This window comes from Glutamicibacter sp. NPDC055354 (genome assembly GCF_053644955.1).
Map to the genome: position 1 here is coordinate 89,428 of NZ_JBSHMB010000003.1, position 14,807 is coordinate 104,234.

At 60.4% G+C, this 14,807-nt stretch carries 13 protein-coding genes; 8 read left to right on the forward strand and 5 right to left on the reverse strand.

Annotated elements, in window-relative coordinates:
* Nucleotides 1-19 precede the first annotated feature (19 nt).
* The 3 genes from ACWICV_RS13720 to ACWICV_RS13730 are packed head-to-tail and all read left to right on the forward strand — an operon-like array spanning nucleotide 20 to nucleotide 3,253.
* Nucleotides 20-910, forward strand: coding sequence for a fumarylacetoacetate hydrolase family protein (locus ACWICV_RS13720; protein ID WP_402471821.1), 891 nt, complete (start codon nucleotides 20-22; stop codon nucleotides 908-910).
* A gap of 50 nt (nucleotides 911-960) precedes the next feature.
* A complete protein-coding gene (locus tag ACWICV_RS13725) occupies nucleotides 961-2,589 on the forward strand; it encodes an FAD-dependent monooxygenase (protein WP_454091225.1) in 1,629 nt (542 codons plus the stop codon).
* Nucleotides 2,582-3,253 (forward strand): GntR family transcriptional regulator, encoded by a 672-nt coding sequence (locus tag ACWICV_RS13730; protein WP_454091224.1) that lies wholly within the window; start codon nucleotides 2,582-2,584, stop codon nucleotides 3,251-3,253. The genes ACWICV_RS13725 and ACWICV_RS13730 overlap by 8 nt, the downstream gene beginning before the upstream one ends.
* 3 nt (nucleotides 3,254-3,256) lie before the next feature.
* Here the strand turns inward: ACWICV_RS13730 and ACWICV_RS13735 are convergent, their stop codons facing one another.
* Both ACWICV_RS13735 and ACWICV_RS13740 read right to left on the reverse strand, forming a co-directional pair.
* The gene (locus tag ACWICV_RS13735; RefSeq protein WP_454091223.1) at nucleotides 3,257-4,420 is read right to left on the reverse strand and encodes a glycerate kinase; all 1,164 of its coding nucleotides are present in this window, start codon (nucleotides 4,418-4,420) and stop codon (nucleotides 3,257-3,259) included.
* 259 nt (nucleotides 4,421-4,679) lie between these two features.
* Nucleotides 4,680-5,117, reverse strand: coding sequence for a MarR family winged helix-turn-helix transcriptional regulator (locus tag ACWICV_RS13740; RefSeq protein WP_105656474.1), 438 nt, complete (start codon nucleotides 5,115-5,117; stop codon nucleotides 4,680-4,682).
* 67 nt (nucleotides 5,118-5,184) lie between these two features.
* Between ACWICV_RS13740 and ACWICV_RS13745 the strand changes: the two genes are divergently transcribed.
* From ACWICV_RS13745 to ACWICV_RS13760, 4 genes are all read left to right on the forward strand, one after another.
* A complete protein-coding gene (locus ACWICV_RS13745; RefSeq protein ID WP_286134076.1) occupies nucleotides 5,185-6,603 on the forward strand; it encodes an MFS transporter in 1,419 nt (472 codons plus the stop codon).
* Between the two features lie 1,236 nt (nucleotides 6,604-7,839).
* Entirely contained in the window at nucleotides 7,840-8,502 is a 663-nt protein-coding gene (locus ACWICV_RS13750) for a hypothetical protein (protein ID WP_454091222.1), read from the forward strand.
* Nucleotides 8,490-8,948, forward strand: coding sequence for a hypothetical protein (locus ACWICV_RS13755; protein ID WP_454091221.1), 459 nt, complete (start codon nucleotides 8,490-8,492; stop codon nucleotides 8,946-8,948). Before ACWICV_RS13750 ends, ACWICV_RS13755 begins: the two co-directional genes overlap by 13 nt.
* 798 nt (nucleotides 8,949-9,746) lie before the next feature.
* Entirely contained in the window at nucleotides 9,747-11,237 is a 1,491-nt protein-coding gene (locus tag ACWICV_RS13760; RefSeq protein WP_454091220.1) for a SulP family inorganic anion transporter, read from the forward strand.
* A 10-nt stretch (nucleotides 11,238-11,247) separates the two neighbouring features.
* Here the strand turns inward: ACWICV_RS13760 and ACWICV_RS13765 are convergent, their stop codons facing one another.
* Nucleotides 11,248-12,195: a GGDEF domain-containing protein gene (locus tag ACWICV_RS13765; RefSeq protein ID WP_454133055.1), complete on the reverse strand. Its 948-nt coding sequence runs from the start codon at nucleotides 12,193-12,195 to the stop codon at nucleotides 11,248-11,250.
* Between the two features lie 224 nt (nucleotides 12,196-12,419).
* Between ACWICV_RS13765 and ACWICV_RS13770 the strand changes: the two genes are divergently transcribed.
* A complete protein-coding gene (locus tag ACWICV_RS13770; protein ID WP_454091218.1) occupies nucleotides 12,420-13,115 on the forward strand; it encodes an EAL domain-containing protein in 696 nt (231 codons plus the stop codon).
* Here ACWICV_RS13770 and ACWICV_RS13775 read toward each other — a convergent pair.
* Nucleotides 13,077-13,298, reverse strand: coding sequence for a hypothetical protein (locus ACWICV_RS13775; RefSeq protein ID WP_454091217.1), 222 nt, complete (start codon nucleotides 13,296-13,298; stop codon nucleotides 13,077-13,079). The two genes, ACWICV_RS13770 and ACWICV_RS13775, sit on opposite strands and share 39 nt — an antisense overlap.
* Entirely contained in the window at nucleotides 13,295-14,710 is a 1,416-nt protein-coding gene (locus tag ACWICV_RS13780) for a glycosyltransferase family 2 protein (RefSeq protein ID WP_454091216.1), read from the reverse strand. Before ACWICV_RS13780 ends, ACWICV_RS13775 begins: the two co-directional genes overlap by 4 nt.
* Between the last annotated feature and the right edge of the window lie 97 nt (nucleotides 14,711-14,807).

Consider the following 14,807-nt stretch of genomic DNA (forward strand, 5'->3'; position numbering starts at 1 on the left):
ACACCCGAAAGGCACCACCATGCAGTACGTATCCTTCAAGGCAGCTGACGGCACCGAAACCTGGGGCGTGTCCATCGACGGCACCGTCTACGACCTGGGCCCCACCGGCAAGAACCTGGCCGCCAACACCCGCGACGCGATCGAAAAGGGCATCTTCGGCACCCAGCTGGACCTGTCCGGCGCGCCAACCATTGCCGAGGCCGAGATCGACTTCCTGCCCTCGGTGACCAACCCGGGCAAGATCATCTGCATCGGCGTGAACTACCTGGCCCACCAGGAAGAGTCGGGCAAGACCGGGCAGACCGCACCGACCGTCTTCACCCGCTTCGCCGACTCGCAGATGGGCCACCTGGCTCCTGCGGTCAAGCCGACTTCCACCACCAAGTTCGACTACGAGGGCGAAATGGCCCTGGTCATCTCCAAGGAAGCCTTCCACGTGGAGAAGGAAGACGCCTGGGACCACATCGCCGGCTACGCCTGCTACAACGACTTCTCGGTGCGCGACTGGCAGAAGGCCGCCAGCCAGTGGATCCCGGGCAAGAACTTCCCGGGCACCGGCGGCTTCGGACCGTACCTGGTTCCTGCAGCCGATCTGGGCGACATCACCACCGCCGTACTGGAAACCCGCGTAAACGGCGAAGTGCGCCAGAACGCCCCGGTATCCAACCTGGTCTTCGACATCCCGACCCTGATCAACTACGTCACCGGCTTCACCCAGCTGAACCCGGGCGACGTGATCGTCACCGGCACCCCGGGCGGAGTGGGCCTGTTCTACGGTCCAGAGGGCCTGATCAACCACGGCGACGTCGTCGAGGTCGAGATCACCGGCCTGGGCATCCTGCGCAACACCGTCGCCGATGAGGCTTCGCTGCTGGCCGGCGCACAGGCGACCGCCGGCGCCACCGCCTGACGCGCAGCCGCGCACTGTTAATACACGAAGCACAAAGGAAGTAGCGGGCAGTGGCACAGTCTCATGAAATCGACGTCCTGGTCATCGGCTCGGGTCCCACCGGCCTGACCGCCGCCAACCTGCTGGCAGATACCGGCCTGCAGGTTGCATTGATCGAAAAGAACCCGGGCAGTGGCGATGAGCCACGTGCCATCAGCGCCACCGATGAAACCCTGCGCGTCATGGCGCACCTGGGAATCATGGATGAGCTGGGACCGCAGATGCTCATGGACACCGGTGCCCGCTACTTCGGCCTGGGCGGCAAGGTCATTGCCGACGTTCGCCCCGGCACACCCCGCCTAGGCCAGCCCGGCAAGAGCCAGTTCGACCAGCCAATCATGGAAGGCCTGCTCTACGAGGCCGCCACCTTGCGCCAGAACCTGGATCTGCACTACGCCACCGCGGCCACCAGGATCGAACAGCATGCCGACCACGTGATCGTGCACGCCACCCGCACCGGCGAAGCCACCACCGGATTCAACGGCTCCAAGGCAGCAGACACCGGGCAGAACCCCTACGCAGTAGCAGAAGGCGAAGAAACCGCCCTCGAGTTTAAAGCCAAATGGGTACTTGCCTGCGACGGCGGTCGCTCCTTCACCCGCCGCGAACTGGGCATCGGGCTGCAGGGTTCCACCCAAACCGAACGCTGGATCGTGGTGGATCTGCTGGATGTGCCCGGCAACCCCGAACCTTTCGCGTCCTTCCACTGCAACGGGCAGCGCCCGGCCGTAGTGGTCCCCGGGGTCGGTGGCCGCCGCCGTTATGAATTCATGCTCTTCGATCACGAAGATGGCGACGCGATGATCACCCCCGAATCCATCACCGCCCTGGTCGCACCATTCCAGGACACCAACGTAGTCTCCGTACGCCGCGCCGCGGTCTACACCGCACACCAGCGCATCGCCGACACCTACCGCAAGGGACGCATCCTGTTGGCCGGCGACGCCGCGCACCTGATGCCGCCCTTCGCCGGGCAGGGGCTGAACGCCGGCATCCGCGATGCCGTGGGTGCTGCTTGGCGCCTGGCCGCGGTCATCAAGGGTGAAGCAAGCGAAGTGCTCATCGATGACTACGAAACCGAGCGTCGCCCGCATGCCGAGGAAATGGTCAAGCTTTCCAAGCGCATCGGCTGGGTAGTGATGAACACCAACCCGGTGATCACCCGCGTGCGCGATGCCGTGGTCACCAGCACCCGCATCATCCCACCGCTGAACCGCTGGCTAACCGGCATGCGCTTCCTCAAGCAGCCTCACTACACCACCGGCACCGTCGCCGCACCGGTTTCCGGGGTTCCGCACCTGGCCCAGAACTTTGCCGGTCGCATGCTTCCGCAGCCAAACCTTGAGGTCAATGGCGCCACTGTGATGCTCGACGAGCTGCTGTCGGCCGGCTGGAACACCATTGAGGTGGCTGCCGGATCCCAGCTGGTCTTCACCAATCAGGACGGCGATAGCGTGAGGGCCAAGGACATCAACCGGGTCTTCGATACCGCCACCGGTACCGTACTGCTGGTGCGTCCAGACTACTATGTAGCAGGCATTGCACCAGCACGCGAGGTCGACCAACTTCTGGAGGCGCTCAGCGCCAAGGCCACCGTGCTGCGCACCTTCGGTGCCGCCAAGCAAGGAACTCGTGGCTAGGCCAGCAGAAGCTGCCCTGTCCGGCATCCGCGAAGCCATCCTCGATGGCGCGTGGATGCCCGGCGAGCGCCTGACTCCCCCGCATCTGGCCCAGCGTTTTTCCACCAGCACCACCGTTATCCGCGAATCTCTCACCCGGCTTTCCGGTGAGGGTTTGGTGGCGGCGATCCCCAACCGCGGATTTTTCGTACCGGAGCTGAACCTGCAGCAGTTGCAGGATCAGACTGAGCTGCGCTGTGTCACCGAGGAGTTGGCGGTCAACCTAGCCATCGCCCGCGGGGATCTGGAGTGGGAGTCCGCGCTGATTGCCACGCATTACAGGCTGTCCAAGGCTCCGCGGCGGCAACTAGATAACCCGGAGCAGTTTACCCCTGAATGGGGTAAGGCGCACCGCGATTTCCATCAGCTGCTGCTGGCTCCATGCGCCTGCCCGCCGATCCTTGAGTTGTCGTCCAACCTGGCCAATTCCACCTTGCTCTACCGGCGTTGGGCGGCCGCTTCGCAGGGTGCCACGCACCGAAATGTTGAGGCCGAGCATGAGGCCCTGCTGCAGGCGGCACTTGATCGGGATGCACCAACCTTGGCTGCGCGCTTGCGAACCCACTATGAGGCTTCGGCCAAGATTATTCTGGATGCCGGCCTGCTCAAGCTGGATATTTTCTAGCGCCTAGCGCAGGAAGGTTCGGGCCACGCTGAAAGCTGTGCGCTCGGCTAGCTCCATGGTGTCTGCTGAAAGTTCTGCCAGCGTGGCCGGACCTGGCGCAATCGAGTACGCGGCCAGGATTCCCGAGGCCTCCAGCTGCTCATCGGACAGCTGCACCGAACCGGCCACCACGATCACCTCGGCCTGTTCACCGGCAGCCTGCAACACACCGGAAACTACCTTGCCGTCCAAGGATTGCGCATCCAGCCGGCCTTCACCGGTGATCACCAGGTCAGCGTCGGCCAGAATTTCATGGGCACCAAGTACCTTGGCCACCAAATCCCAGCCCGGCACCAGCTCCACCTCGAAGTAGGACCCTAGGCTCACCGCAATCCCGCCGGCAGCCCCCATGCCCGGCTGCTCACGCAGTGCCCGGCCGGTATTGGCTTCCAAAACATCGGCCAGTTGCGCCAACCCCTGATCCAGAATCTGGACATCATTTTCACTGGCGCCCTTTTGCGGACCGAAGATCGCAGCCGCACCCTTGGCGCCCAGTAGCGGGTTGGTGACATCGCAGGCGATTTGCCAGTTAACCTGCCCGGCCCGGGCATCCAGCTGCGAAACGTCGATCCGCGACAGCTGGTTCAGTGCCCCGCCCCCTGCGGGAAGCTGCTCCCCGTTGGCGTCCAAGAATTTTGCGCCCAGTGCGCTGAGCAAACCCGTTCCGCCATCGGTGGTTGCTGAACCACCTAGGCACAGGATGATCCGGGCGACCCCTAGGTCCAGCGCGTGAGATACCAGTATGCCCAACCCATAGGTAGTGGCATCCAGTGGTTGCCGTTGCACGTCGCTCACCTGCGGCAACCCGGCTGCTTCGGCCGCTTCCACCACCGCGATTTTCCCGTCGGCCGAAAGCCCCAGCCGGGAGGTGACCGGGCGCCCCAAGGCGTCGGTGGTCTCCAGTGCGATCGCCTCGGTCCCCCAGGTGTCGATCAACGCTTCAAGGGTTCCCTCGCCGCCGTCGGCGAAGGGCACCGCGGTAATCTCGACCGCCCGCGACCGGCTAGCCGCACCCTTGCTGAAGCCTCGTGCCAAGGCCGCAGCTACCCCGCTGGCGCGGGCACTTCCCTTGAAGGAGTCGGGCACAATGGCCACCTTGCAGGGCATCGAATGCTGGGTTGAAGTCATACCCATCAGCCTAGGCACTCTTGAGACCTGCACCTATGGTCTTTTGACTGTAGTTCGAGCGAAGTTCGGGGCCTGCTTATGTGCATTTGTCTGGCTCGCAGATGCTTTTCAAGTGCATCGCTAATAGCTAGCTCTGCCAAAGGAATGGCACAGAAAGCGGCATTAGAGTTTAAAACACCTCTTGAAGGTGCGAGTGATGATCGTAAGGATTCCCGTCGGATATTGCCCGACGGGAATCTTTCTTTAACCAAGTTCGTGATTAGTCCCGCTGGGAGTCGCGGTACTCCTCGATGGAAGCGTTGAAGCGCTGCAGGTAGCCGGCGAACTGCTCAACGTCCTCAGCCTCCCACTCATTCAGGATTCGATCCAGGGCATGGAGGGTTACTTCGCGGGCATGCTCCAGCTTCGCCAACCCCAGGTCGGTCAGCGTGATCTTACGCGCAATATGGCCATCGGGATCTGCGATGCGTTCTAGGTAGCCATCGTCGATTCCATGGGTTACCTGGCGTTGCAGGGTGGAGTTGTCCAGCCTCAGCCCGTGGCTTAGTTCCGCGATACTCAGCGGACCCTGGGCCTGAATGCGACTCATCAGCAGGTACACGCTGCGGTCGACACCACCGAACTGGCGCTGCTGCGCGATGGTGTAGCGGCTGAGCATGAGCTGCTCGTATTCGATCTGTTCCAGATGGCGCTTCATTCCGAACTTCTCCAATGTGTAAAATACATACAGTATGTAGCTTACACATTTATCCCGGAAGGCTCTTGTGCCCAACCCCACCCCCACCGGACATCCGAAATCCGGACTCGCCGTCGGCATCCTCGCCACGGCAGGCATCGCCTCATCGCTCACCCAGACGATGGTTGCCCCACTGATCCCCCAGCTGCCTGGAATCTTCAGCACCTCACCGGATAACACCGCATGGATCATCACCGCGACCCTGCTGGCAGCTGCCGTAGTGATGCCGATTTCCGGTCGTCTCGGTGATATGTTCGGCAAACGCCGAATGATCCTGATCCTGGCCATCCCGCTGATCCTCGGTGGAATCATTTGTGCCCTGGCACCAAATGTCACCGTCATGATCATCGGCCGGGCCTTGCAAGGCTTTGGTTCAGGCATGATCCCTCTGGGTATCGCAATGTTGCGCGACCTCGTGGATAAGGCGCATCTGCCGGCAGCCATCGCCACGGTTTCAGCCACCCTTGGTGTGGGCGGTGCGATCGGCCTGCCGCTCTCCGCAGCGCTGATCGAGTTCTCTTCCTGGCGCGTGCTGTTCTTCTTCGGTTCGGCGATTACCGTTGTGGTGGCCGCACTGATCTTGAAGTTCATTCCGGCAATTCCAACCATCGGCGCGAAAACCCGCTTCGATTGGCTTGGTGCCATCGGCCTGGCCATCGGCTTGATCGCCCTGATGCTCGGCGTTTCCAAGGGCTCCACCTGGGGCTGGGCTTCCCCGCTGGTACTAAGCCTGCTGATCGGCGCGGTCATCGTCTTCCTGCTGTGGGGAGTATGGGAACTACGCACCAGTGCACCGCTGGTGGACCTGCGCACCGCCGCAATACCCCGGGTGCTGTTGACCAATATCGCCTCGATCTTCGTGGGCTTCGGCATGTATTCCAGCTCGCTGGTGATGCCGCAGATCCTGCAGATGCCTACCGAGGCAGGCTACGGACTGGGGCAGGGCGTACTGGCCGCCGGCCTCTGGATGGCTCCAGCCGGCCTGATGATGCTCTTCCTCTCCCCTGTGGGCGGTCGACTGACCAGCGCCAAGGGCCCAAAGTTCACCCTGGTGCTGGGTATTTTCATCATGTCCGCTGGCTACGCGGTAGGCCAGATTGGCATGGGCAGCCTCTGGGGCCTGCTGATCACCAGCCTGGTCATCAACTCTGGCGTGGCCCTGGCCTACGGCGCAATGCCAGCCATCATCATGGGCGCAGTGCCACGCAGCGAAACCGGTGCCGCCAACGGCTTCAACACCCTGATGCGTTCGCTGGGTACCACCTCGGGTGCGGCAGTGATTGGCCTGGTTTTGGCCCAGATGACCACCGACTTCCACGGCACGGTGCTGCCCTCCGAAGCCGGGTTCCACATGACCCTGTGGCTCGGTGCGGGAATCTCCTTGCTGGCGGGGTTGATCGCCCTGTGCATCCCGGCACTGGCCAAGCCCGCCCCGGAGAAGATCTAGTTCACCTCCAGGGATCCATGGCCTACGCGCAGTGCATGCTTACCGCATCCACAGAATGCCAACTTAGAGTATTAAGTACCTCATGAAGGTGCGAGTGATGACGTAGAAACTGGCACTGTCGGTCTTGCGACAGTGCCAGTTTCTGTATCCAAAACCTTTTTGCTCGTGTCCAGCAGTCCGCCGGCCCTGCGGCCCGCCCTCATGGAGTTGAAGCAATTCCCCAAACCTGCAGTTGGCGCTCAGCGCCGGCATAGCTTTGCACCCTACAGTGGTAAATACCTCATGAAGGTGCGAGTGATGATCGAGTAACCCCGGCAAAGCAATTCGCCGGGGTTACGATTTTAACCGGCCGGCGGATAGTCGGGTAGTTGGGTGCCCACTTTAAGTGAGTTGCCCTACAGAGCTACTCGCCCTTTATTGAACAGATTGGATCAACGACCCGCCCTCTGGCCTCAATAACGCCTTGCCCTTGTTCCACCTCGGAGGCACTACTTACCATGACGATACCCCCCCGTTCGGCAAACACTTGTTCCGGTCGATCGCAGCTCGCTCACCTGCAACTTTTGGCTCCGCTCACACACGCTTTCATGGATGGACATATCGAAAAGGGTATACATTTTGGCATTGAAAGTCGTTCGTGAATCTAACCCCGATTCGCCCCCCGGGGCTATCATGTCCTGAATTTCTCGATACTTTTATCCGCGGTCCTCGGCAACAGCCTGGTCCGTCCACAAGTCTTACGATCTAGGTGCCATCTGCGACCTGATTTAGTGACCCCGATATGAATCGGTCGGCTGAGGGGCTACGTCGAGCCTGTCCTATATGCATTAACGTCGGGCTTAAAAACATCCGGAGTGACTGAATTGTGACTATTAATTTCGCTTGACTCCTATATCGCAGCTCCGGCTGACGGTTATGGGCTCCTTGTAAGCAGAACCTTATGTCTAACCATCGAGAAATACGAAGGCGCGGCCCAAGATCTCGTAACCAACGGCATCGACCGTGCGAAGGAGAATTTGGGCATCATGATTACGGCATGGAAGGAGAGTTGCGATCAGGGCTACCAGGGGTATCAGAATGGCCAAAGTTCCTAATAACCGCACCCCGCGGCCGTGGAACCTAAATTCCATGTGCGGACTTGGACCAATGGTAGATTCTCGAAAATCGGTTGCACTACTATCGATAATAAAAACGTCCCATTCATATCTAAATGTTTAATATTCAACTTAAGCCATAATGATGAAATTTTCCTTTGTCGCATTACCCCTTGCATTGTCTTTGGTGACTGTATCGCCAGGGACGGCGCAAGCTGTTGAAACTCCGGTTGGCGAAACCTACACGTTGCAGCAGTCCTCGGAATACGCCCTTTCAACGAAAGATTTTTTCTCCGAAAAGACCTCTGCAGAATCCAACTACATTGAAGCGGCATCACCTGCCGAAGCAGTAGCCAAAATGAACATGATGGATGAACTGCGTCAAGCGGGATTCAACGTGGGGACCATGGCAAAGGTTAACTATGGGCCTTGCAAGATCGTGGCCGAAGGTTTTCACACCAGAAAATCCGGGAAGTACGAGACGGGTGGCTTCAAATCCACTACCTATTGCACCAAGAAAGTCACTGCGATCCACCATTCTTCCCAGGCACGTTTTAAGCGGTTTGCGTGGTGGGTCAAGGGTGGTCGCGCGATTGGCCAGCCAGCCCAAAAGATAAAAGCTGGTAAACATAATGGCACCTACTACCCGACTGTCTTCCAGCAGACAAATCACGCGCTGACATGTAAATCTGCAAAAACGACCACTTGGTCAGGTCGCACCCTCGGAACAATTGTCTACAATGGCAAGACTTACTATGCTGATGCTTATGCTCCTGTGCAGAAGGGGGTTCGATGCCGCCTCTAAGCAATATCCTGACAAAAATCAAGAATCGTCTTAGATCGAAATATTCAGAGGAACTGATGGTTTTCGTTGTCTACGGTAAACAACCCAGCCCGTTTCCAGATCTAGAACACATAGAGCCAATAATTGCGATCGTGGCCAGTGAGCGTGAATGCTATGAGATTCAGGAAAAGTACCCAGAAACTCAAGTCAGCTGGGAAGCTCGGAAGGTCCGGAATACTGAAGGCATGGAACTGACAGGGGGCGGCATTCTGTATCTCACGCATACTACTTTATTGCCGTACGACGAGGATGGCGATGGGAATCCAATCTTCGGAATCATGGAGTCCCCACAGCCTACAGGCCTATATTGCAGTCGGGACACCGCTGAGCAAGAAGCACCGGGTCAATATCTGCACAGAGTCAGCCTCGGTGAAATAAACCTTCGCGGTGTCGGCGAGCTTTTGTGATAAGCATCCAGTTCCTTACGCCAGTATGTGAAGTTGCCGAACGTGAAAAGGGGGCAAACCAGGCGTGGCTTCTCAGCGTGATGATGGCCGCACCAAAGGAGACAGGTTGACCCGTACCGAACATCGCTGAAATTTTCAGCATTGCTCATGCAACCGACTGTCAGACCAGCAGACGAGCCATCGAGCCTACAATTCAATATGGTGATTCAGACACTGCATTTGGCCTCCGGTCATGTGGCATGCCGATGGAGGCCATACGATCTGGTTCAGCAGTTAAATAAGTCGGCTGTGCCTACCGTGCGCTTCAATTTCTCCGACTTAGACCCACAGCAGGGTTGTGATGGCAGTTTTGATATTCACCCCTCACCGGCACCAAAGTAACTATTCGCAGGACCGCGCAGCACTGATGAAATCCGTGCGAACAAAGTACCGACCTTCCTCCATGTGGATTCGAGCATGCACCGCTCGTCACCACGAAACTTCGACAGCGGAATGGAAATCTCGTCGATAGGAACATTCAGTAGTCGTAACCACAACCCACCGTGGATTGATTGGCTCCGCAGCGTAATTTGGCAGGAAACGGTGCTTTCTCAGTAAAGACCTCGTGGAGAGTACCAGGCCTGGGCTCTGACTGTTGAGCAATCTGTTCATTCTCCCAACCGGCGAGCGCGTACCTCCCGAATGACGGTCAGCGCCTGCGTCCGATCTGCAGCCCTGAGCCCAATCGGGCATAGGTGCGATAACGTAGACGGGTTCCCAATTTCCCTTCCCTGGGACATCTGACGAAACGGAGCCCCGGTGAGTACCGCGACCGCTGAACTGACGCCCCTGCAACGACAGTCGGTGCTGCGCACCCTGAAGTCCCCGCGATTGCTCAAGACAGAGCTGCTCGCCGGCCTGGTAGTCTCCCTGGCACTGATCCCCGAGGTCATCGCCTTCACCGTGATCGCCGGAGTCGACCCGCGCGTGGGCATCTTCGCGTCCTTCACGATGTCGGTGGTCATCGCGATCACCGGCGGGCGCCCGGCGATGATTTCGGCAGCTGCCGGCGCGGTGGCTCTGGTGGTCGCACCGCTGGTGCGCACCCACGGGGTGGAATACCTCTTCGCCACGGTGGTCCTGGCCGGCATCATCCAGGTATCACTGGCCCTGCTGGGCGTGGCCAAGCTGCTGCGCTTCATCCCGCGCCAGGTGATGATCGGCTTCGTCAACGGCCTGGCCATCTCGATTTTCTGGGCGCAGATGCCCGAGCTGCGCAATGTCCCGTGGATGGTCTACCCGCTGGTGATCCTGGGCGTGGCCATCGTCTGCTTCTTCCCGAAGATCACCAAGGCGGTTCCGGCTCCGCTGATCGCCATCGTGGTGCTCACCGCGATCACCATCTTTGCCAAGGTCGCCGTTCCGACCGTGGGCGACAAGGGCGAACTGCCTGATTCGCTGCCGATCTTCCACCTGCCCGGGGTGCCGCTGGACCTGGAGACCCTGCAGATCATCGCGCCCTACGCGATCGCGGTGGCCTTCGTGGGGCTGCTCGAATCGCTGCTGACCGCCAAGCTGGTCGATGACATCACCGATACCCCGTCAAGCAAGACCCGCGAGTCCTGGGCACAGGGCACAGCGAATATCGTCACCGGCTTCTTCGGCGGCATCTGCGGCTGCGCGATGATCGGCCAGACCATGGTGGGTGTGAAGGTCTCCGGCGGGCGCACCCGCATTTCCACCGCCTTCGCCGGCGTCTTCATGCTGCTGCTGGCGGTGCTGCTCGGCGACATTGTCGCGCAGATTCCGATGGCGGCCCTGGTGGCGGTGATGATCGTGGTTTCGGCGACCACCTTCGACTGGCATTCCATCCGACCGAGCACGCTGAAGATGATGCCCAAGAGCGAAACCTTCGTCATGGCCATCACCGTGGCGCTCACCGTGATCACCAGCAACCTGGCCATCGGCGTGGGGGCGGGCATCCTCTCGGCGATGGTGCTTTTCGCCAATCGCGTGGCGCATATGGTCACCGTGGATCGCAGCTCAACCCCGGATGCCGCCGTGTACAAGGTCAACGGCGAACTGTTCTTCGCCTCCTCGAATGACCTGTACACCCAGTTCGACTACGCGCAGGACCCCGAGAAGGTCATCATCGACATGTCCGATTCGCACCTGTGGGACGCCTCGACCATCGCCGCCCTGGATTCGATCCGCGCCAAGTACCAGAACTACGGGAAAACCGTGGAAATCCGCGGCCTGAACGAGGCCAGCCAGAAGATGCAGGACCGCCTGGGCGGGAAGCTGGACTAGGGCACGGAGCTCAGTTTCCCTCCGCGCTCTTCCCGCGTTCGGCCGTCCGCAGGCGCTTGGAGGAGTACATGTCCCGGTCGGCCCGGAGAATCATCGTGCTCAAGTTGTCATCCGTGCGGGCTTCTGCCGTTCCGAAGCTCCACGCCAGCGGCGATGAACACTCGATGCGCTCCATCAGCACCTGAGCCTGGCCACGGGTCGTATTTGGGAAGACCAGCACGAATTCATCGCCGCCCAAGCGGCTGACCAGGTCCCCTGCCCGAGTGGCACTGCGCAAATGCCGCACCAGTTGCTTCAAGGCAAGATCCCCGGCTTCGTGGCCGCCTTGGTCGTTGATCTCCTTGAATCTGTCCAGGTCCAGCAGCGCCACAGCCAGGGGCCTGCGGTATTTCCGGGAGGAGAGCAAGGCGGCATCGCCGCGCACGGCCAGCCCGACGCGGTTCAAGGCCCCGGTCAATGCGTCGATCTGGGTTTGCTGGCGGAACCGGCGCTTGACGTAGAGGCCGACAAATATCCCGGCGACGGTGAAGAACACCAAGCTCAGCACGTTCAACAACCCGCTTTGGTGCTCGGTGCCTGCAGCAGGGCCGAAGAACACCGAGTAGGGAATCGTGAAAGCCATGATCGGGTAAATGGTCCACCGGGTGATAGCCGGTGGAAAGAGCCACGACATGTACAGTGCGATGAGCGGAAATTCCTGGAGCCTGAACACGATCTGCTCATGGTTGACCGAAAAACCCACGAAGACCACGAAGGCCGAGAGTTCGGCCAAGGCCCCGAGATAGGCGATCCACAACGGAAAACGATCCAGCATCCACCACACGGCGATCACCAGCCCCAGCGCCCCGGCAACCCTGGCTACCGCCAGCTTCTGGAAGAGCGGAGAGCTGAAATCATTGCCCAGGTTGACCACATAGAAAAGCAGCAGGAAAACTGCCACCATCCCGGTGACAGCCACTTCCAATCGCTTGATGCGGCGGAGCCTGGCTGGAAGGAACCGGCTCCACCAAATTCCATCGTCGTTTGACCGCCGGTCCATTGTCCTCGGCATGCCATCACCCGCTTTCTCTTAAATTCATCTTAACCGCGTGATCCCGGCCAGTGGCGCGGTAAGATCTCATTCGTAGCAACAGCCTAATCAGCAATCAAGTTGCCAGCCCATACCGCCAGGTTAGGTAGTCCATGAAGTTCGTATTCCAGCCACTGATCAACCTGCGTTCCACAACGCTGCTGGGTTTCGAGGCACTGGCGCGCTTCAGCGACGGGCGCAGCCCTGACGAGCATTTCTCCGCAGCCCGCGCCGAAGGCACCCTGGTTGAACTGGAGCTTCGCGCCCTGGAGCGCATCGTCGAATCCAGCCAAGGCCTGCCCGAGGGGCTGCTGCTCACCATGAATGCTTCGGGTCCAGCGATCAGGGCGTTCGCGCACGCAGAGCCGGCACTGGATCCCCGGCTGCTCTGGGGCCTGGAACTGCACGAGCAGTCCGCGCCGGAAGTTTGCGATGCGGCCCGCATCCATGCAGATGAGCTCGGCTGCCTGCTGCTGGTTGACGATGCCGGCATCGGCTACGCAACGCGGGGGCGCATCCTCCGGCTGAAGCCGCACATCGTGAAGCTGGACCGGTCGCTTTTCCTCCACTACCTGGCATCGACGCAGGCTCGCGAACACGTTGGCATCCTGCTGGCCGCTGCCCGCGAGATCGGTGCCAGGACTCTGGTCGAGGGGATCGAAACCGGGGAACATCTGGATCTGGCCCGGAAGCTGGACTTCGACTATGCGCAGGGCTTCTATTTCAGCCCGGGCATAGAGCTTGCGGGCTTGCCAGCTGCGATGCATGAGCTACACGGACGCCTCGGGATCGATATTCCGGGTTTCTGAGCGCCGTTCCCGTCCCCGCGAACTGCGGATCCGGATCACCGGCAGCAGCTTGGCCAGTCCCAGAACCAGATAGAGCACGGTGTTGATCGCGACGAATGAAGCGAGCACGGCGAACCAATCACTGAGCAGAACGCTTTCGGGAAGAATGATCCCATGTGGAATCTGGACGATGTGATTCATCATGAGATGTTTTCCTTCCGTGCGGCGCCCGCGTGGTCGACGTGCTTCCAATCCGCGCTCCGGGCAAACGCGATATCCCCTACGCCCTTGAGGAACGCAAGGTCCAGGAAGGCGTCATAGACCAATTCCGGAATCACCAGCGCGGCGATGATCCTGGCTTTCCAGCCGCCGTGCCAGACCGTAACCACGCGCTCGACAGCGAAGAGCGCTCCAAGCAGCATCCAGAAGGGGAACCACACCCAGGTGTCCATGGAGACCAGCATGATGATCATCAGCGCGAAATAGCTGAACAGCGCGATCACGCCGTAGCCGATGCCGATCTGCTGGGCCCAGTACCGCGAGGTCTGCGGGGTGACTCCGTACGCGCCCAGATTCTCCAAGGCGCCGCGCTGCCAGCGCAGCCGCTGCGCCCACAGCATCTTCCAGTTGGGCATCAGCTCGGTGACCACCGTGCAGTCCTGCGGCGATGTGGTCAGCGCGCCGAGGGTTTTGAGCGCAATGGTCAGTTCGTTGTCTTCGGTCAGAGCCGCCGTGTCGTAGACCTCGCCGAAGGTGCCCGGCAGCATGCTCCCGCGTGCCGCAGCCACTTCGCGCAGGGCCGTCGCGCGGAACACCGAGGCCGTTCCGGTCAGCACGAAGACCCGGCCGTCGCGACGGCCGATTTCGCGTTGGTAGCGGGTGTACTCATTGCGCTGGAACTGGCCGATCAGCCCATGGCCCTCTTCTCCGTGGAACAGCCCGCCCACGGACATCAGCGCGCGGTCCCAGGTGAAGCGGTCCCTGGCGGTTGCCAGGAAGTCCGCGCCGATCTGGCTGTCGGCATCCATCACCATGACGCAGTCGTTATCGCCCATCCCGGGCAGGATGGCGTGCAGCGCCTGGTTCAGCGCGCCGCCCTTCTTGTGCTTGTTCTCCACCGATTCGAACACCTCGACCCCGTGCTCGCGGGCAACTTGCACGGTCCGGTCGGTGCAGTTATCGGCAACCACGATGATGCGCGAGGGAGCAAAGCTCTGCTCTTCCAGTGCTTTCAGGGTGTACGGCAGGGAGGCTTCTTCATTGTGCGCCGGGATCAGCACGGTCACGGTGACCGGCCCGGCGTAGATGCCCCGCGTCCGGGCCATCACCGCCTTGGGCGCCAGCGGCCGGCTCGATTTCTGGATCGGCGTCCGGCGATAGCGCCAGGTGACAAAGCGTTCGCCCAGGACCACCAGCAGCACCAGGATCACTGCTGCGGCAACGGCGAAAGCGAGAATGGACAGATCCGGCAGCTCGGTGCTGTAGAAAGTAGTCCAGAGTTTTCCGATATGGACCTCGATCGGGTTCCACATCAGCGCAGGCTTCCCGCCCATGCTCAACGCCCAGGCCAAGAGCGAGGCCGCGAGAACGACGATCAAAATGACAGCGATGCCCACTAAGCGGCTGAAATGTTTCTGCAAGTACGCGCCCCATTCACGTTCGGATTCCTTGGCACCCCTGGCCTGGACCTGATCTGGATCAGCAAATCATGCC